Origin of the sequence: Paenibacillus sp. G2S3 (assembly GCF_030123105.1) — a bacterium.
In the GTDB taxonomy this organism is placed as follows: domain Bacteria; phylum Bacillota; class Bacilli; order Paenibacillales; family Paenibacillaceae; genus Paenibacillus_AQ.
Genome location: NZ_CP126095.1, coordinates 3,203,889 through 3,225,727, shown reverse-complemented (window position 1 = coordinate 3,225,727; position 21,839 = coordinate 3,203,889). Strand labels below are relative to the sequence as shown.

Annotated in this window: 19 protein-coding genes; 2 read left to right on the top strand and 17 right to left on the bottom strand. The window is 42.4% G+C overall.

What is annotated here, in order from left to right; translation table 11 throughout:
* Positions 1 to 58 precede the first annotated feature (58 nt).
* Positions 59 to 2,443, bottom strand: a complete 2,385-nt coding sequence (locus tag QNH28_RS14235; protein ID WP_283911922.1) for a polyprenyl synthetase family protein — start codon at positions 2,441 to 2,443, stop codon at positions 59 to 61.
* A 176-nt stretch (positions 2,444 to 2,619) separates the two neighbouring features.
* A complete protein-coding gene (locus tag QNH28_RS14230; RefSeq protein WP_283911921.1) occupies positions 2,620 to 3,714 on the bottom strand; it encodes a saccharopine dehydrogenase family protein in 1,095 nt (364 codons plus the stop codon).
* A gap of 128 nt (positions 3,715 to 3,842) precedes the next feature.
* Here QNH28_RS14230 and QNH28_RS14225 point away from each other — a divergent pair, with 128 nt between their 5' ends.
* Positions 3,843 to 4,928 (top strand): helix-turn-helix transcriptional regulator, encoded by a 1,086-nt coding sequence (locus tag QNH28_RS14225; protein ID WP_283911920.1) that lies wholly within the window; start codon positions 3,843 to 3,845, stop codon positions 4,926 to 4,928.
* 86 nt (positions 4,929 to 5,014) lie between these two features.
* Here the strand turns inward: QNH28_RS14225 and QNH28_RS14220 are convergent, their stop codons facing one another.
* Entirely contained in the window at positions 5,015 to 6,550 is a 1,536-nt protein-coding gene (locus QNH28_RS14220; RefSeq protein ID WP_283911919.1) for an MDR family MFS transporter, read from the bottom strand.
* Between the two features lie 275 nt (positions 6,551 to 6,825).
* On the opposite strand from QNH28_RS14220, the gene QNH28_RS14215 reads away from it, so the two are divergent.
* On the top strand, positions 6,826 to 7,260 hold the full coding sequence (locus QNH28_RS14215; RefSeq protein WP_283912151.1) for a MarR family winged helix-turn-helix transcriptional regulator: 435 nt from the start codon (positions 6,826 to 6,828) through the stop codon (positions 7,258 to 7,260).
* A gap of 84 nt (positions 7,261 to 7,344) precedes the next feature.
* Here the strand turns inward: QNH28_RS14215 and QNH28_RS14210 are convergent, their stop codons facing one another.
* The 14 genes from QNH28_RS14210 to QNH28_RS14145 form a co-directional block, all read right to left on the bottom strand.
* The gene (locus tag QNH28_RS14210) at positions 7,345 to 7,881 is read right to left on the bottom strand and encodes a hypothetical protein (RefSeq protein WP_283911918.1); all 537 of its coding nucleotides are present in this window, start codon (positions 7,879 to 7,881) and stop codon (positions 7,345 to 7,347) included.
* 151 nt (positions 7,882 to 8,032) lie between these two features.
* Entirely contained in the window at positions 8,033 to 8,374 is a 342-nt protein-coding gene (locus QNH28_RS14205; RefSeq protein ID WP_283911917.1) for a DUF1801 domain-containing protein, read from the bottom strand.
* Positions 8,375 to 8,424: 50 nt separating this feature from the next.
* Positions 8,425 to 9,687 carry an RNA polymerase sigma factor gene (locus QNH28_RS14200; protein ID WP_283911916.1) on the bottom strand — a complete coding sequence of 421 codons (1,263 nt, stop codon included), beginning with the start codon at positions 9,685 to 9,687 and terminating at the stop codon, positions 8,425 to 8,427.
* Positions 9,684 to 10,118 carry a YciI family protein gene (locus tag QNH28_RS14195; RefSeq protein WP_283911915.1) on the bottom strand — a complete coding sequence of 145 codons (435 nt, stop codon included), beginning with the start codon at positions 10,116 to 10,118 and terminating at the stop codon, positions 9,684 to 9,686. The genes QNH28_RS14200 and QNH28_RS14195 overlap by 4 nt, the downstream gene beginning before the upstream one ends.
* A 20-nt stretch (positions 10,119 to 10,138) precedes the next feature.
* Positions 10,139 to 10,948, bottom strand: coding sequence for an alpha/beta fold hydrolase (locus QNH28_RS14190; protein ID WP_283911914.1), 810 nt, complete (start codon positions 10,946 to 10,948; stop codon positions 10,139 to 10,141).
* Positions 10,949 to 11,185: 237 nt separating this feature from the next.
* Positions 11,186 to 15,115: a discoidin domain-containing protein gene (locus tag QNH28_RS14185; RefSeq protein WP_283911913.1), complete on the bottom strand. Its 3,930-nt coding sequence runs from the start codon at positions 15,113 to 15,115 to the stop codon at positions 11,186 to 11,188.
* A gap of 272 nt (positions 15,116 to 15,387) precedes the next feature.
* The gene (locus QNH28_RS14180; RefSeq protein WP_283911912.1) at positions 15,388 to 15,735 is read right to left on the bottom strand and encodes a DMT family transporter; all 348 of its coding nucleotides are present in this window, start codon (positions 15,733 to 15,735) and stop codon (positions 15,388 to 15,390) included.
* 17 nt (positions 15,736 to 15,752) lie between these two features.
* Positions 15,753 to 16,079, bottom strand: a complete 327-nt coding sequence (locus QNH28_RS14175; protein ID WP_283911911.1) for a DMT family transporter — start codon at positions 16,077 to 16,079, stop codon at positions 15,753 to 15,755.
* Positions 16,080 to 16,092: 13 nt separating this feature from the next.
* Positions 16,093 to 16,626 (bottom strand): TetR/AcrR family transcriptional regulator, encoded by a 534-nt coding sequence (locus QNH28_RS14170; protein ID WP_283911910.1) that lies wholly within the window; start codon positions 16,624 to 16,626, stop codon positions 16,093 to 16,095.
* A 91-nt stretch (positions 16,627 to 16,717) separates the two neighbouring features.
* Positions 16,718 to 17,194 (bottom strand): GNAT family N-acetyltransferase, encoded by a 477-nt coding sequence (locus tag QNH28_RS14165; protein ID WP_283911909.1) that lies wholly within the window; start codon positions 17,192 to 17,194, stop codon positions 16,718 to 16,720.
* A gap of 45 nt (positions 17,195 to 17,239) precedes the next feature.
* Positions 17,240 to 18,235 carry a serine hydrolase domain-containing protein gene (locus QNH28_RS14160; protein ID WP_283911908.1) on the bottom strand — a complete coding sequence of 332 codons (996 nt, stop codon included), beginning with the start codon at positions 18,233 to 18,235 and terminating at the stop codon, positions 17,240 to 17,242.
* 359 nt (positions 18,236 to 18,594) lie between these two features.
* Positions 18,595 to 18,870 (bottom strand): hypothetical protein, encoded by a 276-nt coding sequence (locus QNH28_RS14155; protein ID WP_283911907.1) that lies wholly within the window; start codon positions 18,868 to 18,870, stop codon positions 18,595 to 18,597.
* A gap of 140 nt (positions 18,871 to 19,010) precedes the next feature.
* Positions 19,011 to 20,099 (bottom strand): phosphotransferase, encoded by a 1,089-nt coding sequence (locus tag QNH28_RS14150; RefSeq protein WP_283911906.1) that lies wholly within the window; start codon positions 20,097 to 20,099, stop codon positions 19,011 to 19,013.
* An 89-nt stretch (positions 20,100 to 20,188) separates the two neighbouring features.
* A complete protein-coding gene (locus tag QNH28_RS14145; protein ID WP_283911905.1) occupies positions 20,189 to 21,745 on the bottom strand; it encodes an ABC-F family ATP-binding cassette domain-containing protein in 1,557 nt (518 codons plus the stop codon).
* Positions 21,746 to 21,839 lie beyond the last annotated feature (94 nt).

Below are 21,839 nucleotides of genomic sequence, written 5' to 3'. Positions count from 1 at the left end.
AAATTATAAGAAATATAAAAAAAAGTGCTGGCAATATGCCAACACTCTCTATAATCAATTATCGATTTCGATTAATCATGTAGTTCAATAAATGTTTCAGAAAAGCAATATTACGAGGGATCTCCTTCAACGCTTCCATGGCGAGACAGTAGTGCTCCCACATCTCTTTTCGCGCACCGTCTGGACCAAGGATCGATACAAACGTTGAATTGTTATTCTCCACATCCTGCCCTATCGGCTTACCTAGTAAATGATGATCCCCTTCCAAATCAAGCAAATCATCTTTAATCTGAAAGGCAATCCCCGCATGATAGGCAAATTTTTTCAAAGCCAGAACTTCAGATTCCTTAACCTGAGCCAGAATCGCTGGCATCACTAGTGAAGCTTCAAATGCAATTCCAGTCTTATAAAAACAAATCATATTTAATTGCTCTAGCGTCAACGTTTTCCCCTTAGAATTCAAATCCATCGCCTGACCCATACATGTATCTTCTGCTTTTTGGGCTGAATATTGCATCAAGGCAAGGACAGCTTTTGCATCAAAAGAATGAAGTGACGCTTGTTCCTCAATCGACTTCTGAATCAGAAACAAACCGGTTAATTCCGCCGTTGAGCTATTATACACTTCGTGCAGAGTTGCACGACCTCTTCGAGTAGAGGCATTATCCTGGGACGGAAGATCATCGAAGATTAGAGAAGCAGTATGCATATATTCCAAAGATCTCAGAAGCGGCACAATTGCCGATGCATCTAGACTATATTCGTTAACACCCATGACCCATGTCAATATTGGTCTTATTCGTTTGCCGTCGCCTGCTAGACTATAATTAGCCGCATCAATAAGCAACTCTTTCATTTCTGGCGTCCCGTCTGACTTGGCTATCAACAATTGTTTATTGATTTGATCGCGGACCTTTTGGATCGTATCTCGAAATTCCGCTTTTTCCTTCTTGCTGTTTTTTAGATTCAAAAGCAACTGATCCCGAAGCAGTTTATCGAAAAAATCCACATCGTCCGCTTTTTGCACCATCTGCTGAACAAGCCGATTAAATGCTGGTTGACCAGAAGCAAAAATCTCCATGATTTCTTTATACTTTTCAATTCCTACACGTTCTTTACATCGCTTGAGGCCATTAATGGCGCGATCTAATATTACTTCACGGGTTTTAGGATCAGAGCGATACACGGTGTGTATTAAATGGGAAATGACCGTCCAGTATAATTCAAAAGGATTGATCAGATCTGTACGTTGACTACGGTATTGCAAATAATAAGTATAGGGGGTTACCGCTCCCGCTTTCATATCGTCAAACATATCCGCAAAATCATCAGCCAATTGATTATATAACCCATAGAAAAAGGTACGTTGATCAAATCCGTCATCTGCTGGAGCACTAATTACGGATCGGACAATTAAACGGGAAGAAGAGGATTTTAAAATGATGGGTATAAAAAGCTCTTCATTACTATAATCAGGGTTAGAAAGATCCTTGATTCGATCCAACTCCTGAGAATGAAAAAATACAAAGGACTGCTCGAAAAATGCATCCTGCATTTCTTCCCGCTGATACCCTCGGATGTATTCAAAAGCCTCCTTGAGCTCCGAATGTACAAATTGAATGAACGGCATGTTCTCTCCGGACCATTCTCCCATCTCTGGCACAACTCTATTAAGGATCGCGATGCGTATCATCTTAGAATACTGTTCTTTCTCTTGGTCGGTTAAGACACTGGAATCAAGGAGATCATCAATGAATGGATAAGTTAGGCCATATGAATAACCAAGTCTAATGGCTTCCCCAATTCTATTGGAACGCTCCACACGTGGCACATCATCGTCCATCTCTTCCATCACATGGAGAATCACTCCAACTATGATCTTGATCAATTTACGCTGCGCTTGCTCGGGATTCATTTCCTTCGGGAGATGTGCTGATACCTGCTTCAGTTTGTCTATCACCCAAATCGTGGCCGTTTCAACGCCTTCCTTCTGAGCCCAACGATAAATCCCCGTGAAACTCATGAAATCTGATTGATCCCCCGCATTTGTCGAGCCTGGATGAATCATCTGATTTCTAATGTCGGCAACCATACGCTTGATCCGGACCTGTGTGTTAGGTGAATCCAATGCTTGCCCCAGATCTCTCATATAAAGATAAGAAACACTTCGATCCAAATAATCATCCAATTTACCAGTTTGATTCAGCCATCCTAGATATCTATGATAATCCTGAGAATCAGGTTTCCTTTTCCCTCTTGATAAAAAGGACAACCATGAACGACGATGAATATGGTTTTTCTTCCACAACTGAAAATCTTCTTTCAAGGTAGACACATAAGTTTTTTCTTTGAACTGTTCACGAAGAGCTGCAAAATACTGAGCCGCCTTCTGCTCTGCGATAGAATATCCTGTATCGGCGTAATCTGTAAATTTTTCATTCATAGGTGATGACCTCAACTTCTCTTTTTGTTAACATGACCCATTAGGGAAGAACAGAATTTCTTCCTGAATGAAATGTTCATCAGTTAATACGGTCAAAACTCTTTGGGGTTACGAAAAAGAAGCTTGACTAATCAAGCTTCTTTCAAAATAACTATACACAAATTATTCTATTTAGATTAATCTGCATTATGCTCCTTTACTTGAATCTTTAGCGAGAGCGTCGATCCTAATTCCTTCTGTATATAGGCTAGATCTGTTATCTGCTCGATATGATATACGCCGCCTGGAAATGGAGAATCATACAGTAGCTTTGATACTGCTGCTGTCACTTTTGCCGTGACAATGGATTGATTCTTTCCTTGCAATATTAAATCAGCATACATTGGCTTTCCCTCTCGATTTCTTCCACGGGCCTCAACCTTGATCGCGAACTGGTCACTCCCTAAATGTAGCCGCTCCATAGCACGAACCATCGATCTGTTCACCCAGCCTGTCTTCAGCAAACGAACAGCCCCAGTTTTTTTGGCTACGGCCAGTATTTTTGTAATGATGACTGAATCCAGACAAAACCGTGTCGAAATGGACGATGCTTTTAGCGTTCGAACAAGCGTCTGTTGATCTGAGAATGGGAAACGATAAGCATGTCGACTCCCTAACTCATCACCAAAATGATACGTTTTGCTGTCTGTGAAGCTCTCCACCTCTACCTGACGATCCTTCTGCTTTACTTCAAACTTTTCCCCTAAACTATTCACTGTCCATTCGATCGCTGCCTTACCATGAGAATCACCAAGTCCGAGCATAATCGCGATATCGATTTCTTCCGTCTGTTCCAGCAGTCTCTCCGCTTCAAGAGCCATTAGATTGGTTATACCGGGTGCAAGCCCTACACTAAGAACAGCACTAGACCCATCTCGTACAGCCTCTTCATTGAACGCTTCAATTTGAGATAAAAAAGGACCGCTCGCTGATATATCCACATAATGCGTACCGCTACGAAAGCAGGCTTTTACAAAATCTGTGTTCGTTTGATCCAAACACATGGTGACTAGCTTCACTTGATCTAGTAAATGTGGAGGTAACGGCTTATTGGTATCTAACTGTAACGGCTTGATTTTACCCTGGGTAGATTGACTGAACCGCTCTGCTTTTTCAAGACTTCTTCCTGCAGCAAATACTTTACCTGGATACCTCTTCTCTAATATTTCACATATTGTACGCCCTACATATCCATAACCACCAACGACAACTATATCTTCTTTTCCCTGCATTTTTATCACCGCATCCTATATAATAGAGTTAATTAAGAATCATTCTCAATTATACGGATTTCGCTTCCGTTCACTATCCCACAAATGTGGGGGATCGAATAATACATTAATGACTAGAGGGCTGACCAATGACCACCAACAAGCGTTACATTCTACTAAAGAAACAAATCATTAAGCTAGGTATGGTTACTGATTCATCTCACAACTACCGTACTTCCTTACTGTCCTTCTTGCGTGAAGCTGTTCCTTTTGATGCCGCCTGCTGTACTCATGTTGATCCACAGACGTTGCTATCAACTGGTGCGGTTACTGAAGACAACGTAGAATCCATTCATCCCCACTTGTTCCAGATCGAATACGGTGAGGATGATGTTAACACCTATGAGCAAATGGTTCAAAGCAAGCTCCTCGTCGCTACAATATATGAAGCAACCAAACAGCAACCCGAACGGAGTGCCCGATATCAAAAGGTTTTGTCTCCAGCAGGTTTTGGGGATGAACTACGTGCAGTCCTAATTCTTGGAGAATCTTGCTGGGGGTATTTGACGCTGTACAGGAATGCAGATCAATTGAAATTCTCACAAGAGGAATGTGATTGGATCACCTCGCTCATCCCTATGATTGCAGCTAGAATGCGGGCTTTCAGTCTTGAGCTTCCAGAGAGAGATGAGACTTGGCTTGAAGAACATTACGGTTCCGGCATTGCAGTTTTATCTGATCACTTGGCTCTTCTCTCTTCCAATCCCGCAGCGGATCACTGGTTAGACAAACTCCGCTCATTGGAAATGATCGATGCTCATGTTCTGCCTCGTCCAATCCGTGCTGTAAGCACGCAAGCGTTAAACAGCTCTTCCGAATCAGCGGGGACAGCGAAGGCATGCATTCGTATGACTGAGGGGCCCTATTTAGTCGTTCGAGCAAGTCGTCTTCAGGCTAGCAACGGTCAGAAACAGGTTGCCATTTCATTCGAACCGGCGCGTCCTGCTGACATGCTTCCCATCATTGCTGAAGCTTATGGTTTGACGGAACGTGAGCAACAGCTATTACACGGTGTAATTCGAGGATTATCCACTAAAGAATTGGCTTCTGCTCTACATATTTCCGCATACACCGTCCAGGATCATTTAAAGTCCATTTTTAGCAAAGCAAGTGTCAGCAGCCGTAGAGAACTTATATGGTATTTGCATTCACGCTACAATATTATAGAAGCATAAGCTGAACGCGATCCTTTAATTATCAATAATAAAAACAGACTGAATCTCGTTAAATAGAGAATTCAGTCTGTTTAAACATTGCAACCTTAATGCGAAGCCGTATACTCTCCCAATTCAGAGGCCGGATCAAACTTCTCCTTGCTCATCACAAATGCAGCTAATAGAGCTATAACAGATGGAATAATCGCCCATGCAAAAGTGTGAACAAGTGATGAGGATAATCCTTCTGTGATCTTATCAAGAACTTCAGTAGGGATTTTCTCACGAGTATCCGGGGTCAAAATAGTACTTGGATCGCTTAGGTTAACACCTTCAGGAGCCGCACCACCGCCACTGAACATGGAAGCTAATTTATTCGAAAACACATGACTTTGGATAATACCGAATACTGTTATGCCGAGTGTCATTCCTAGCTCCCTTGTAAAACTAAGTGTCGAACTTGCGGAACCCCGCTGCCTTGCATTAAATCCATGAATGGCTGCGTTGCTTAGCACAGAGAATGATGAACCTATTCCAAGACCCACTAGAAACATAAATATGGTGACCATGAACCGTGAAGAATCGGGTGTTAATGTGGTTAGTAAAGCGATACCTAAAACAAGCAGTATTAATGTTGATATCATAATGGTACGATAATTGAATTTTGAGAGCAAGAATCCGCCGCCTGCAGCAGTGATAACGGAGCCGACCATCATTGGAAGTAGAACAAGCCCCGAATTTGTTGCCGATCCGCCAAGAACCCCTTGAATGTAGATAGGAATGTACACCGAGGCTGTAATAAATGCTGCTCCGCTAAATATAGCCATTACATTACTCGTAGAATAAAGACGATTCTTGAACATACCGAAAGTAATGATGGGTTCTTCTGCACGACGTTCGATAAAAACAAACCCCACGATAAACACTACAAAAGCAAAAAACAATCCCAAAATCATAGCAGAGTCCCAAGCATATTTCTTTCCACCCAGCTCAATCGCAAACATAAGACACAGGATGGAAGCTACAAGTGTAAAAGCACCTAGGTAATCGATCTTTTCCTTGGAATGCTCGACAGACTCTTTGTAGAAGAAAGCTATCAAAAAGAAGGCAATAACACCTATAGGTAAGTTGATGTAAAAGACCCAAGACCAATGGATGTAATCGGCTATGTAAGCGCCAATAAGGGGTCCGAAAATACTTGATATACCATAGGCTGCTCCAAATAATCCACCGATCTTGCCCCGTTTTTCTGGAGCAACTACATCGAACATGATGGTGAACGCAATTGGAACGAGTGCCCCTCCACCAATACCCTGAATTGCACGATAAATACTCAGCTGAACTATAGAGTTTGCGGTACCACATAAAGCAGATCCGATCATAAATACAATAATTCCGAAAATAAAGAAACGCTTGCGGCCATACATATCCGATAATTTTCCGAAAATCGGCATACCCGCCATCTCAGCTATCATATAAGCAGAGGTCACCCACATCAGTTTGTCAAAACCGCCAAGATCCCCTACGATTGTTCCCATTGCAGTTGCTAATATAGTGTTATCCATTGATGCCATAAGTGTGGCCAGCAATAGAGCCGCTATAATAATGCCTACATTATTTTTCTTCTCCAATTTCTTTACCATTCTCTTTTGTTCCCTCCACTTTTCCTTAATTTCGAATTTAATCGTATCGTTATAAGATCGCACACCAGCCTCTCTCTAAACCTCTTGATACATTACCTTTTGCAAAACTTTAATAATTCCGATAAAATGAATTCAAGGAATATCACGTTTATCGAGTATCTCATTAAACAATTATCTTGATTATCAAGATATCAATATTTTAAAAGGAGGATTCACTTTTGTCAAGAGATCGACACAATCAAGCGAAAAATCAGCAGGAAGACTTTACCTTGCGTATGCGGGGCCTAGGAAGTCGAACGATACTATATCAGCAAAATGTGGCAGCCTCACTTGGGTTATATAATAATGATTTTCTATCCATAGATATCCTCCACGAAAGAGGTCCCATCACCGCAGGTGAACTTTCCAAACTAACCGGACTGGCTACAGGGAGTGTTACGGCTTTAGTTGATCGACTTGAAAATAACGGTTTTGTTCGCAGACAAAATGACCCAAGTGACCGTCGTAAGGTAATTATTGTCCCTTTGTATGAAAATAATGAGGTCGGAAATGCTTACCTTCCGCTGCATGCCGAGATGCTTAAATTAGCTTCTACTTACTCTGATGAAGAGCTAGAACTTATTACTCAATTTTTAGGAAAAGCAAGTACGGTCCTGGAAGAGCAGATTCATCGTTTAAGCTCCACGACGATCAATAATCTTTCCACTTAAGCCTTAATTAATCATCAAAAAAGGACGAAACCCATTGCCTAATTACAATGGGTTTCGTCCTTTTTTTCGCTCATTATTCGAATGTTACTTTGTATCTATGGATATAGACAGCATCCCATTCGATTCAATTAAAGAAATTTTAGCGTTATCCGTCTGCCATACCTTACGAAAGTTTGTACCTTCGCCTTCTTTTTCTATATCTGCTGTGTTACCTTCACTGTTAGTCGTAAGCTCTCCAAGCTGTTGCGTTATCTCTTGCGTTAATTTTTCCTTAGTAGCATCTTCAAAATGAATCGTCTCTCCAATCACTTTTCCAGTGTGATCATAGGAGACCTGAAGATTTGCCTCGTGATTCACAATCTTCTCGTTATATTCGCGGGATAAAAGAGTAGAATTCGTACCTTCATTACGATTAGGTGCGCCTTTGCCGAGAGCTTGGACAACTTGAGCATCCTCTTTTCCAATCAAAGTGGCAAGTTCCTCAAGGCTAAATCTTTCCTCAGCTCCACTTGGCACAACCGTTGGAGGTGGTAGCTGGGATTTATCTGCTACTGGTCTTGAGCATGCACTAAGTGCAAGGACCGTAAGCAGTAACAAACAAGTTTGTTTTAATTTCTTCATGGGTTTCATTCCCTTCGTTGCTAGCTCTTGATGTATTTTTCACAATTTGTTGAACGATTATGTATTGATGGAGCCAAATTCGTCCAAAAAAGACGATATCCCATGAAGTCAAATGACTTTGCGATACCGTCCTGCATCAAGAATCTATAATTTATAGTAAAGCTGAAGCTTGGCTGACCCAAGTCACTAATTGAGCCATATCCACTGTATCCCCTTTACGCAGTTTCAGCGTTTTTCTCTCTGGGGGTCCTTCGAACATCCCTTCTGGAAACTCGAGCTCATTCGTATTAAAAATAACAAAACTTACCGCATCTTTCGATGTTGAGATAGCTGCTGCGTATTTACCATTTTTCAAAAAATGGGGTTTCTTATATTGAATACGCTCTTGCACATCCGGGATCGCTTGGTGCACAACCTCACGAAGATTAGTAGATAACTCCCCCTGCCATGGTTCTTTTAATGCTTCAATAAAATCGATGACTTCTTGATTCATTTTTCATCTCTCCTTTATGTACGTACAGGTTTAAAATCTATTTGAATTAGCTACGATGTTTCTAAGTTACAGTCTGCCGCCCGATTCAGTAAAAGGGCTCTTTCACGTTCATTCGCGGTTAAGGATGCGGCGCGTTCAAACTCTGTACGGGCTTCATCGTACCGACCTAGCTTCAGCAAGAGATCGCCACGAACGCTAGGCAGCAGGTGATATTCCCTCATAGAGGGTTCATGATTCAGCTCATCCACAATTTGCAGTCCAAAGGTTGGACCAAAAGCCATAGATATGGCAACTGCTCGGTTTAATTCAACGATCGGCGAAGGCATAACTCTTGATAGCGCTTCGTACAGCGCAGAGATACGGATCCAGTCTGTCTCGGCTGTAGTGTTTGCCTGCGCATGACAAGCAGAAATCGCAGCCTGAAGCGAATAAGGTCCGAGCGGACGTCCAAGCTTTCGGCTACGTTCTAATGCAGCCAAGCCACGACGGATCAGTAATTGATCCCACTGTGCACGGTTTTGATCCATAAGAAGAATGGGCTCTCCTTTGCTATTAACCCTCGTCCTAAAGCGAGAGGATTGAATCTCCATAAGGGCGACCAGTCCATGAACTTCAGGTTCATAAGGATCAATCTCAGCAAGTACCCGTCCTAGTCTCAGCGCCTCCTGGCATAACAGCGGACGGATCCAGTCCACGCCAGAGGTTGCAGCATATCCTTCATTAAACATAAGGTAGATGACTTCAAGTACTGTAGACAGACGGTCTTTGAGTTCTTCCCTCGCAGGCATTTCAAAAGGAACCTTGTTAGCACTAAGGGTTCTCTTCGCCCGAACAATTCGCTGAGCAATCGTTGATTCGGCGACCAGGAAAGAACGTGCGATTTCTTCTGTCGTCAATCCGCATAATAGTCGAAGGGTCAGGGCTACTCTGGCATCTTGTGATAAAACCGGATGACAGGTCATAAAGATCAGGCGAAGGAGATCGTCACCGATCTCCTCGTCTAACAAATCATCTATGTCTTCCTCTGTGGATAAATCCATACTGTGTGCAATCTCAACGTATTTCTGATCTCGAAGTTTAGTCCTGCGAATAAGATCAATCGCACGCCGCTTCGCGGTGGTCATCAACCAAGCACCCGGATTATCTGGAATACCGATTTCTGGCCATCGATTAAGGGCAATTACTAAAGCGTCCTGAGCAAGATCCTCTGCGAGACCCACGTCCCATACCATACGCGTTAACCCCGCAATGATCTTTGCCGATTCCATTCGCCATATCGTATCAATGGTTCTATGAGTATGGGACAACTTCACGCTTGCCTCTGCTCCTCAACCCGTTTACGAAGTGCTGCTTCTTTCGCCAATGTGTCGGGATCGTCCATTAACTCCTCCGGCTCGAATACCTGTCGTAGCTCAATCTCTCCTTGGCCAAATCCATGAGGGTCCGGCATACGTAAAGCCCATTCAATGGCTTCTTCTCTTGATTTGACCTCTATCAGCGTATAACCAGCGATCATTTCTTTAGCCTCTGTAAACGGACCATCCATAACTTTCGGTTTGCCACCAGCATCCGGATAAGAAATTCGAATTCCACTGGAACTCGGTTGTAATCCATCGCCAGCAAGCAACACACCTGCTTTAACTAATTCCTCATTATACTTCTGCATGGCATCAATCAATTCTTGACTAGGCATAGTTCCCGCCTCAGAATCTGTTGTAGCTTTAACAATCATCATAAATCTCATAGGTGTATTCCTCCTATTTTTTAATTTCCCATAAAGAATGCAGTAAGCCCAGTTGAAATGATCCTTGTATTGAGTTTCTTCGTATGACCAAGTCCCTTTTTACTTAATAGTTTCGCATTTGGTAGCACTTCGGCTAGCGCCTGAGCACCATGCCGTAAGCCAACTGGACTCTCCGTACCTTCGAGGACTAGCGTTGGAATGCTAACTGTGCTCCACAAGGTGGCAGGAAGCGGCTTTCCGTCCATATACCCATCCAATAAAACAGCATCATAGGGAAGGGTGTGAGCTACAGCCATTAGGTTAGACCATACACTTGGCATTAAGCGCATCAAGTTAACAACAAACGTAGGCGCCCCCAAACCTTTGGTCATAAAATACTTGATCGCCTTGGCTCGGTGATTTGTAGCAATAAGCTTAGTAACGTGCTTTACAAAATCTAGAGGCGGCTTGGGATCCGAAGCATCAACTACAAATGGAGGCTCATGCAGCGCTAATTTTGTAATATTTGCTCCATCTGCTGCTGCCTGTAGAGCAAGAACTGCTCCAGAAGACAATCCCCAGACATATGCCGATCCTCCAGCCACATTAATGATAGCCTGCAGATCTTCGATCTCGCGGGCTATCATATAAGGCTGAATGTCTCCGCTATCGCCACGACCGCGTCGATCATAATTGAAGACTGTGAAATTCTCAGACAACAGATCAGCTAGCTGTACCTGGGCTGGGAATTTCCGGTAACTAAACGCACCCGTCACTAGAATGAGTGCTGGTCCTTGACCCGTTTTGTCATAGGCAATCTTAGTTCCGTCCATTGAGGTTACTAAATACATTTCATCTCTCCTTTGTTGTAACGTCGGATATCCAGCCTTCTATTTAAACAACGAACGGAAGATGATGAAATCGACACAACCCCAAATAAAATTTACTTTATGAGATAAACTTTATTTCCTACCATTTATTTCTTTTTCTTCAAGTCAATATCCTCCTTCGAAATTTTAAATTTTCACTATCCACAAAACAAGAAAAAAAGGGAAAAGTTCCGAAGAACTCCTCCCTCACACTATCGCTTAATGAATCGTCAGTTTAAAACCGCTCTGAATATAATTCAGGTTGGGGTTAGCAATATTCGTAGTCGTCAGATTGTTAAACGTTGCTGAACCATTGCCTGTGTAGGTATAGATTGCCGAACCCTGATGTGGCCCAGAGAACCTTGAAGTTGTAATACCATCAAGTCCAGTGCCATTAATATTGATGTTGTTGAACACGATATTCTCAAATCCACCACCATAACCGAACTGGATTGCATCGCGTTGTGTATTGGTGATATCGATGTTGCTAAAGGTTACGTTCTTGATGGCATCATTCGATGCCTCTAAATCGATAGCTCCACGTTCTCCACCATATAGGTCTTTACTGGTGCCGCTTGTGATAATCGTAGTATCTGAAAAAACAATGCCAGCATTATTCTGGAAATGGTACCCAGGGAATACGGTGTTCATACGAATACCAGAACCACCTACAGTGTCGATGATGTAGTTGTGATCAGCCTTATGACCGCCACCTCCAAAGAATGCTATGGCTGCTGCACGCCAGTTATTCTCAATCGTGTTATAGGAGAAGGTGTTATTTACACCCGCTGGAGCACCATTAGTGTTACTAGTCCATACTGCAAGACCATCGTCACCGTTATTTCGTACGTTGGTGTTTCGAACAATCGAATTACTAGTGCCTTGAGAGTAGTTGATGCCATCGGCAAGATTGTTCCGAATCCGGCTGTTTTCAACCACAAGCCCACTGGCATAAATAGCAGGTGTATGAGCGTAGTCGCCTACCCACATGCCACATTCAAAATGTTCTACCCAGACATCATGGATAATTGAATTGGTACCGAAGTTATCCATAAATCCTTTGTAAATAGCATTTTGTCCATAACGGGATCGCAAATTCGAATTCATGTAAACATTACTAAAATCTAGCTTGCCGCTAATACGGAGTGAAATACCGCCTCCTGCCGCATTAGGATTGGTAAACTGGAGGTTCGTATGCCAAATACCAGCACCTGTAACCGTGAAATTGTTGATCATATTGCTAGCAGAACCAATTTCCCACATGCTGCTAAGATTAAACGTTCCGGCAGGAATATACATGCTCTTACCGCCTGCAACAGCTGCATTTACCGTTGCTTTAAAGGCTGCAAGGTCATCCTGACCGTCATTTGCTACAGCACCATAATCTGTCACTGATACGGAATTCGCCGGACGAGCTACTGCCGTAGGAACAGGTTCGATTTCCAGAAAATCAACACCATATTCCAGACTATCTCCATTACTCTTCTGAATACGGATGTTATCTCCAGGCTGCAGAGGGGTATCTAATTTCCAGTGAACTTCATCAAATCGGAAGAGCGGACGCCCAGCACTAGGAGCATCACCAGGCATATCACCCGAGAAATACTGCCAGCTGTAATAGGATGTTAATGATACCGTTTTGACTTTTACTCCATTCACATACACGTCAAGTGAACCATTCAATCCCATACCATCCGAAGAGTCAGGCATAGTAAATCTCATAGTTACACCCGCGCCGCCTTGCCCCTGTCTGACCGTCCATCCTACGTTCGAGCCATTCGAAGGAAGGGCTACATAACGCTGACCAGATGCTTCTGAAGCAATTAGTGCTTGATCAAACGTAGGTGCAGACTTCAACGTAGCACCACCGCCGAGAGTAGCATCTTCGGTATCGTATCGACTATAAGGCATGCTTGCACCACGTAATGCATACACCACCAGGTTAGTCGTACTTACATTGTTTGATTGCTTGGCTGTTACTTCGTTCGCATCCACTTCAACGGTAGTGGTTACAGTGTAATTACCGTTGACTGCTGTCCATGTCCCAGGAATCGTGACGTTCATGGAAGCTCCTGCAGCAATGGTTCCGGAATAGGATCCATTAAATGTTTGAATCGTGGAGCCCGCTGAGTTCTTTAGAGCTACAATAATGCCATGAGCACCACTTGCAGAAGCAATGGTCCCTTGATTCTTGAGATTTACAGTAAAGCCTACTGTACTATTAGCCACTGGATTACTTGGTGTCCATGTAGTCACACCAACTAAGTCAGAGCTGGAGACTGGAGCGATAACAAGCGATGCCCCGTTCGTATAGCTGTTATTCCCTTCGTTCTGCTCGAAAATCACATTGTTCTCATCTACTTTAGCGCTGAGAGCATAGGTCGCAGCAGTTTTGGCTCCAGCATTTAATGTCATTGAGGCTGTTGTCGAAGCACCTGCAGTTAGCAAACCTACTGGAGCTGATCCAACGAGCTCATTGTTTAAGTAGAAGTTGACAGTTGTTGCTGCGGAGCTAGCATTACCGTTGTTCTTAACAACTGCATTTAATGTAATTGCACTTGTCTCGACCGGAGCAGTAGGTGACCAGGACATACCTGTTATCATTAGATCAGGATTCGCCCCAGGTGTACCGAATACTTGAAACTCCGCGATTTGCCCAGCTGGAGCACCAGAATTCGAAGTAATATTCAACTGCAGACGTTTAACAGTTGCCGTAACCGGTATGGTTACTGTGTTGCCAGAAGCTGGATTAAACGTATACGATTGTGCCGCTACCAAATTACCGAAGGTAGTCGTGTCTTGATTGTGACCGAGCACTTGAATCGTTTGTGTGCGAGTACTCCATGCAGAGGCTGGATTCAGCTTCAATACGATTGACGTAATGTTGTGGTTCGCACCTAAGTCAAGCGTGAGTGAACTTGGATTGCTGCCGCCTTCCCAGTACGTGTTTGTGTCGTTATCGTTCGCATTTGTTGCTACGAATGTTTGTGTGCTGGAAGAAGCGGTAATCGTCTTGCCGACAGCAATATTGCTACCCGGTGCAGGTGTTGGGGTGACCGTCGGTGTTGGGGTGACCGTCGGTGTTGGCGTTGGGGTTGGTGTTACCGTCGGTGTTGGTGTTGGTGTTGGTGTTGGTGTAGGAGTTGGTGTTGGCGTTGGCGTTGGCGTTGGTGTTGGTGTGACCGTTGGCGTTGGTGTTGAGGTAGGGGTTGTTGTTGTCGACGCTACAGTGATTTGGTCAAGGTTAACGTTGCCAGAATCACCAGCATCATATTTATATGCGATGGTGTTATTACCCGCATTCAGATTAAGAACTTCAACTTTAGTACTCCATGAATCCCAATTTGCCAAGTTAGGCAGTGAGGTCTGGCCAATTTTAGCACCATTGACATAGACACTTATTGTCTTTGCGCTGCCACTTGCATTAGCATATTTCAATGTCACCTCACGACTACCTGCTGCAGGCACGTTAACCGTGAATGTCGTTGTTGCACCTTGGGTCAAATATCCATCCACGAAGCCCGCGCCGGAGTAACCGGCATGATCCGTGTTCACTTTAGCTCCTCCAGACAGTGAAGCAGATTCAGCTTCATATGTGCCGGAAGGCGATGGAGTTGGAGTAGGAATAGGACCACTAGCGCCGTAAATCTCGAATTCAGAGAGCTGAGCTGCTGGCCAAACTGTGTTGCTCGTTACATTCAGACGTACGTAACGCGTACTGGTTGCGGCAAAGTCGATGGTAACACTGTTACCTGCAATTGATGGGTTAAATTCATAATTCGCAGACCCTACAATGTTAGTGAATGTCGAACCGTTTGTGCTACCTTGAACAGCCAGTGTTTGCGTCCGCGTCTCCCATCCAGAAGGGAGCTTAAGAACGATTTGATCAATATTTGTTTTTGCACCTAAATCGACTTGAATCCATTGCGGGAATGCATTATTCGTACTTTCCCAATACGTGCTTTGATTACTGTCTTTAACATTGTCAGGACTATAAGTTTGTGATTGACCGCTCGCTGTTACATTTTTGCCGAGTGTCAGGTTTGGTCCTCCGGAGGCTGAAACAAAATTAAGAGGGCCCGCAGCCAAGAATAAACTTGAAATCAGCATAGATACTACCAGCGACCATACAACATACTTGTTTCGCATTTTAATTTTAATCCTCCTTAAATATGTTAGATTCTCAAAAATTCACGAACCTATCAGAGTGCTCAAATGGTAGCGTTTTCAATAGAGATCATCCAGAGCACATTAAAAAGAACCACACCCTCCCTTCACTTTCAGACACACTCATTATAGATAAATAGCAGCTCAAACTATAAGATGTAATTCTACGGAAAAGGTAAGTGATACCATTATCACGAAACTATGCGATTTATGGAATCTATGACATCCGTTTAAACAAAAAAAGAGAGCCTGATTTAACGGGCTCTTTCTTTATCTGCAGAGGGTGCGTTTAATAACACAACCCCTCCTACTATTAATACGATTCCGGCAAAAGTTAGAATACCAAATGGATCACCCCACACGACAATCCCCACAAATGCTGTTAGAACTGTACCTACTCCTGACCAAATCGCATAAGCTAAGCTTAACGGTAATTCTCTAAGGCTTATGGATAAACTATAAAAAGCAATAATAAAACCAATAATAACCCCAATAGAAGGGAGTAATTGCGTGAATCCTTCTGACAATTTCAACATAGTAGTACCTACGACTTCGCTAGCAATCGCTATACTTAGAGCAATATATCCTACATTTCTTTTCATGCTACAGCCTCCAAATTCTAATGAGCCCCACCAGAGAGCTTCATAATGATTACACCACCAATGATGAGTAGTAGACCTAGTAATTTCTTACGATTAAAGTTCTCTTTATAAATAACTACGCCAATTATAGCTGTCAAAGCTGTACCTACCCCTGACCAAATTGCATAGGCCGTGCCTAATGGAATTGTTTTAAGCGCTAAAGAAAGACTATAAAATGCTAAGCCCATCCCAAGAATCACGCCAATGGAAGGGAATATCCTTTTAAACCCGTTAGATACTTTTAGCATTGAACTACCAAATACCTCACAGATGATCGCTGTTGCAAGTAATACATATGAATTCAAAGATAACCTCTCCTTACTTCGTCATATTTATCAATTCTTGAATGACTTTCGTGCGTAATTCATCATCTAACACACCTAATCCGAACATTTCGGAATACCATAACCCATCTGCTGCCAACCTAATGATAGTGGAGCGTACAGGATCAATGCCATCGTTCTCTATGTTTTGTTGCCACGTTGCATATTGACTTTGAAATTTGTTAAGAATATCTGGATTTGTGAAAAGAGCAGCAAGAAGTGCGGTACCAATCTCTTTGCCCTCTTTAATATCATCATCCATGGCTTCAGTAATAGCACGACTCCACTTCCCTTTTTCAACCGTTTCGCTCATTGCTCTATCTTGAACATTGGTAAAAAAATGGTTCGTTAGATCTTCGACCATCCCTATGATCAAAGCTTCTTTATTTGGAAAATGGTGCAGTAGCCCGCCCTTACTGACCCCGGCTTCTTTAGCCACAGCTTCAAGCGTAAGCTTCTCTACTCCATTATTTTTAACAACTGTGGAAGCCGCCAATAAAATAGTTTTACGTTTAGAATTACTGTTCACATTGATCACCCCTGCTATTTACTATACCGTCTGGACGGTTTTATTGTCAAATAAAAAATAAGCCTGCTAATCCAGGCTTACTAAACCATAATTAAAGTAACTCTTTAATATACCAAGCATCACATGCGAAATGCTCTGAGCCAGCTAAAGGGGCATCTAAAAGCTCGAAACCATTTTTCGTATAAAAACGATTAGCTGCATGCATGTTCTGCAATGTCTCCAAATAACATTTGTTGTAATGAAGCTTGGCAAAATCCAGAGCGGTATTTAAGAGTTCGAACGATATCCCGCTACCTCTAACGGACGAAGATAAGTACATTTTTTGCAACTCACATATGTTGCCCTCACTCCCGAAAGGAGCAATTCCGCAGCCACCCAATATAACTCCATTTTCTTCTACAACCCAATAGGCCCGATTCTCACTTTGATTGTAATATTCATATAAGTGATGCAGGCTGTCATCTTCCCATGCAAGCCCTGCCCTATTCCCGCCAAACTCAATCAGGCAGCTCCTAATGATTTGTTCAATCGCACTATTATCTTTCTTATGTATTCTTCTGATGTTCATCTTTGTATTGCCTCCAAGCCATTCTGATTCATTCTTGATTATTCATTATTCTGATTCTAGCATATATAAAAGAAGATCTGATAGCTTGGCTGTTTGGACACCTTCCACATTACTAAGTATAATAACTGCTGTGCCCTTAGAAATATCTCTAAAGATAAACGATGAAAATCCATTGATCGCTCCGCCATGTGCGTAAATCAAGCCTTCTGCATCATTTACCCCCCATCCTAATCCATACCCGTTTTTCTCCGGAGTACGCATTGCCCTCCAAGAATCCGCATTAATAACTTTTCCTTCTTCAAGCCCTTGGATCCATTTATACAAATCATTCACCGTAGAGTAGATTCCACCTGCTGCATAAGGTACTGTCATATCAATATCCATTGCCGGGTACCTTTCGATAGCTACCCAATATCCTGATGCTATATCATCTGTTATTCTATCTTTTTTTAAGTATCCAGATCTCCCCATCCCTAATGGCGACATGATATGCTCCTCGATATACTGACTATAAGCTTGGCCGCTTACATTTTCAATAACAGCCCCAAGCAATATATATCCTGAATTACTATAAGCGAATTGGCTTCCAGGTTCGAATTCCAGTGGTTTATTTAAGAATTTAACGATATTCTCTGAAACACTTACCGGGATGTCCATTGTGCTTATGAAATCTGGAAATTCTGTTAAGTTCGGAATTCCTGCGGTATGGGTTAATAATTGGTAGAGCGTAACATTTTTATAAGGATAATTCTCTATATACTTTTGAACAGAATCATTAATATTAAGTTTCCCCATTTCTTGTAATTGCATTATCGCTGCAGCGGTAAAAGCTTTTGTCAAAGAGCCGATTTGGAATACTGTATCTGGTCCGTTTACGTGCATGGTCTCTGAGTTGGCCATATTATATCCTTTCGCAATCTTAACCTTGTTATCCTCGACGAGCAAAATAGATCCAGAGAACTTATTTTCTTCCATAATATTATCAACTTGTTGTTCAACGCTTAAAGTCTGTACCACAGGTCCTTTCTGAACCACTTCCATATTCACTTCTGGATGAGGCTCTACTTTACTTACAGTTGAAGAGGTACATGACGTGAGCACAAGCATTAGACAGACGAGTAGTACCTTCGATGAGAACCGGTTCATAAACAACACATCCTTTATCCTTAATAAAATACTGGTCGCAGCCTTTTAATAAGATTGTAGTCTTAAAACACTTCTCATAATAGGCTCTTTATTTCGGTTTCAGTGTTATTATTTTCGGATATGTGAAGTTATGTTTTTACATGCTCCTCAACAAACTAAAGACTAATGGTAAAAACAACGTGAGACCCGCTAGAACGCCGCACCAACCGCACCTCGGTAGTTTTTTTGCTTCAGAATCTTCATGACTTGAATGATCATTTTACCATTTCATCTCCTTCCACAGCTGGTCCCACTAGGTCACTATGCTTTTTCATGGTAAAGTTAATATTTACTTTGTATTTAGTATCTTTGATATGATCACGCCATTTATAGCCATACCATTCTTGCAGTGTCGGAAAAGTACCATCAACCATTAGAATTTCTGCCCTTTTCGTTGACTTATTGTCATTGCTTGTTGTCTCATCTACTTCCCAATGGCCAAGTGAAAAAGAATCACGGGAGTGAGTATCCTGCGATATATCCGCTATCATGTATTTTTTAAATTTACTCCAGCCTGTTTATGCGGTTTGAGATACTACTGGCATTTGAATTACATGGTTTGTCCAATACAAAAAAAAGCGATTCCCTCATCCATAAACATTCTGATGAGAATCGCTTTTGACCATATTATTTATACCTTCAACGCGCTACATTCTTCTGCCATTTCACGTTGAATATTAATTATCTGTTCCAGCCGGGCAACTCGATCCTGAAGCTTTAAGTGATCAGAGTCAGTAGCTAGCTGAGTGGATAATGAAAAGTATTGTGGCACTTCCCAGACACTACGTAAAGCTGTGCTTAAACAATAACCATATCTTGCAAGGGTTTCATCTCCCTGCCATCCGCTAGCCTTTAAACCTTTAATATACGAATGGAATAATGACTCTTTATATTCCTCGTAACGATCGATAGGAATCACACCAAGACTCATATTTACGCCAAACATTTTGCCAAGGTCTTCCCCTAAACCTGATATGCTCATAAATTGCCAGTCTATCCACACTAACCCGCCGTTTTGAGTTAACAGCATATTCATTTGACTGAGATCCTGATGGGCTAGAACGCGCGGCAAGTGACTTAAAACATCCATATGTCTATCTATTTGGTTTGTGAAATCTTGGAACCAAGCCCAAAGGCTTCGGTCATTGTCTCTATGTATTTGATGTATATAATCCTCAGGGTTAGGCGCATACATTTTACTCGAGGTAGTCCATGATCTAAGCCAGCTTCTGCATATCCATTGGTCATCAGGGATGTTCTTTCCTGTAAGATAAGCTCCATTGAATCGGCCCAACCGTTCAGCGATAAAATCAAACTCCTCCTTCGTATGCGCATACTCCCCCTCTATTCGTTCCATCCATAACCATACGGTACCATCTACTTGCTCCTCAACTAGATAACATTTTGGAGCTCGGATTGAGTCAGGAAGCTCATCCAGAATCTTAGATTCAAAGACTAAAGCTTCTCGTCGCCAGTAATTGTGATGAGCTGGATCCTCTTTTTCTGCACTATCAGACTTAATAATTTTTAATATAATTGACCATGGAAGCCTCTCGTGATTAATTAGTGCGATACCCTTAAGATGAAAAATACCCGCTGTTGTAAAGTTAGGTGTCTTATAATCTAAATCCTCGCAGATGAAATTGACTATTTCTACTTCTGGCTCCTCAAAAATTTGCCGCATACAGGTGTTAAGCTGTTCCATTTTATTCTCTAACACATAGACCCTCCCCAATATCCATAAAAAAGCCTATGGAGCGTAACAGATTCGTTAACACCTCATAGGCTTGTTCAATAAAGATTTGCTTATTAGAATACTTTTGTTGTCCAATCTTCGCAATTCCAGATATCGGTCACGATGTCCTGATAGAACTCCGGTTCGTGAGAGATCATGAGAATGCTTCCCTTATATGCTTTCAGTGCACGTTTCAATTCATCTTTGGCATCGATATCCAAGTGGTTCGTCGGCTCATCCAATACGAGAATGTTGGTCTCACTGTTAATGAGCTTACATAGACGCACTTTAGCTTTTTCTCCACCACTTAGAACAGCAATTTTACTTTCGATATGTTTCGTGGTCAGTCCACATTTGGCAAGGGCAGCACGTACTTCGAATTGTGACAAGGATGGGAATGTATCCCAGATCTCCTCGATACAAGTCTTGTAATTGCCTTCTTTCATTTCTTGCTCAAAGTATCCAATCTCTTGATGGTATCCACGTTCTACGGAACCGGACAATGCTTGGATTTCACCTAAGATGCTGCGTAGCAAGGTGGTTTTACCGATCCCGTTCGCACCGACCAACGCGATCTTTTGTCCACGCTCCATCAACAAATTAAGGGGTCTGGACAACGGAGAGTCGTAACCGATCACCAATTCTTTTGCTTCAAAAATCATCTTGCCCGCAGTTTTACCTTCTTTAAAGTTAAACTGTGGTTTTGGCTTCTCTTTAGCAATCTCGATGATTTCCATCTTATCGAGCTTCTTCTGTCTGGACATCGCCATGTTACGAGTAGCTACGCTGGCTTTGTTCCGCGCAACGAAGTCTTTCAGCTCTGCGATTTCTTGTTTTTGACGGTTATAAGCAGATTCAAGCTGTTGTTTTCTCATTTCGTAGACCTGCTGGAATTGCTCATAATCACCCACATAACGGGTCAGCTTTTGATTCTCCATATGGTAGATCAGGTTGATAACGCTGTTCAAGAAAGGCATATCATGTGAGATCAGAATAAATGCATTATCATACTCTTGAAGATAACGTCTCAGCCATTCAATATGCTGCTCATCCAGATAGTTCGTAGGCTCATCTAGGAGCAAAATATCTGGTTTTTCAAGCAACAGCTTCGCAAGTAAGATTTTGGTACGCTGACCACCACTAAGATCAGCTACATCACGATCCAATCCAATATCTGTGATGCCAAGACCGCGCGCGGTTTCTTGTATCTTCGCATCGATCATGTAGAAATCTTGATTCGTAAGCGTATCTTGGATCGTACCAACTTCTTCAAGCAGCTTTTCCAGCTCTTCAGGCGACACGTCACCCATTCTGCCGTACATATCATTCATCTCTTGCTCAAGATCAAAGAGGTATTGAAAAGCGCCTCTGAGTACATCTTGAATGGTCATGCCTTTGGTCAACACTGCATGCTGATCCAGGTAACCGACACGCACCCGTTTGGACCATTCAACTTTACCTTCGTCTGGTTGCAGCTTGCCTGTAACAATATTCATAAAAGTGGATTTACCCTCGCCGTTAGCGCCGAATAATCCGATATGCTCGCCTTTTAGAAGACGGAATGAAACATCCTTGAAGATCGCACGATCTCCAAAGCCATGACTTAATCCTTCTACATTTAATATGCTCATTTATGGACACCTTTTTCTTATTTTTCTCGCTATATTATAAGCAGGATTACACAAAAACTCAATGGAGAAGCAAAAAAATTATCATATTATGGCC

Coding starts and splice junctions, on each gene's coding strand:
- QNH28_RS14235 (WP_283911922.1), bottom strand. CDS start 2,443: ATGAATGAAAAATTTACAGATTACGCCGATACAGGATATTCTATCGCA.
- QNH28_RS14230 (WP_283911921.1), bottom strand. CDS start 3,714: ATGCAGGGAAAAGAAGATATAGTTGTCGTTGGTGGTTATGGATATGTA.
- QNH28_RS14225 (WP_283911920.1), top strand. CDS start 3,843: ATGACCACCAACAAGCGTTACATTCTACTAAAGAAACAAATCATTAAG.
- QNH28_RS14220 (WP_283911919.1), bottom strand. CDS start 6,550: ATGGTAAAGAAATTGGAGAAGAAAAATAATGTAGGCATTATTATAGCG.
- QNH28_RS14215 (WP_283912151.1), top strand. CDS start 6,826: ATGCGGGGCCTAGGAAGTCGAACGATACTATATCAGCAAAATGTGGCA.
- QNH28_RS14210 (WP_283911918.1), bottom strand. CDS start 7,881: ATGAAGAAATTAAAACAAACTTGTTTGTTACTGCTTACGGTCCTTGCA.
- QNH28_RS14205 (WP_283911917.1), bottom strand. CDS start 8,374: ATGAATCAAGAAGTCATCGATTTTATTGAAGCATTAAAAGAACCATGG.
- QNH28_RS14195 (WP_283911915.1), bottom strand. CDS start 10,118: ATGAGATTTATGATGATTGTTAAAGCTACAACAGATTCTGAGGCGGGA.
- QNH28_RS14190 (WP_283911914.1), bottom strand. CDS start 10,948: ATGTATTTAGTAACCTCAATGGACGGAACTAAGATTGCCTATGACAAA.
- QNH28_RS14185 (WP_283911913.1), bottom strand. CDS start 15,115: ATGCGAAACAAGTATGTTGTATGGTCGCTGGTAGTATCTATGCTGATT.
- QNH28_RS14180 (WP_283911912.1), bottom strand. CDS start 15,735: ATGAAAAGAAATGTAGGATATATTGCTCTAAGTATAGCGATTGCTAGC.
- QNH28_RS14165 (WP_283911909.1), bottom strand. CDS start 17,194: ATGAACATCAGAAGAATACATAAGAAAGATAATAGTGCGATTGAACAA.
- QNH28_RS14160 (WP_283911908.1), bottom strand. CDS start 18,235: ATGGAAGTGGTTCAGAAAGGACCTGTGGTACAGACTTTAAGCGTTGAA.
- QNH28_RS14155 (WP_283911907.1), bottom strand. CDS start 18,870: ATGATAGCGGATATATCGCAGGATACTCACTCCCGTGATTCTTTTTCA.
- QNH28_RS14145 (WP_283911905.1), bottom strand. CDS start 21,745: ATGAGCATATTAAATGTAGAAGGATTAAGTCATGGCTTTGGAGATCGT.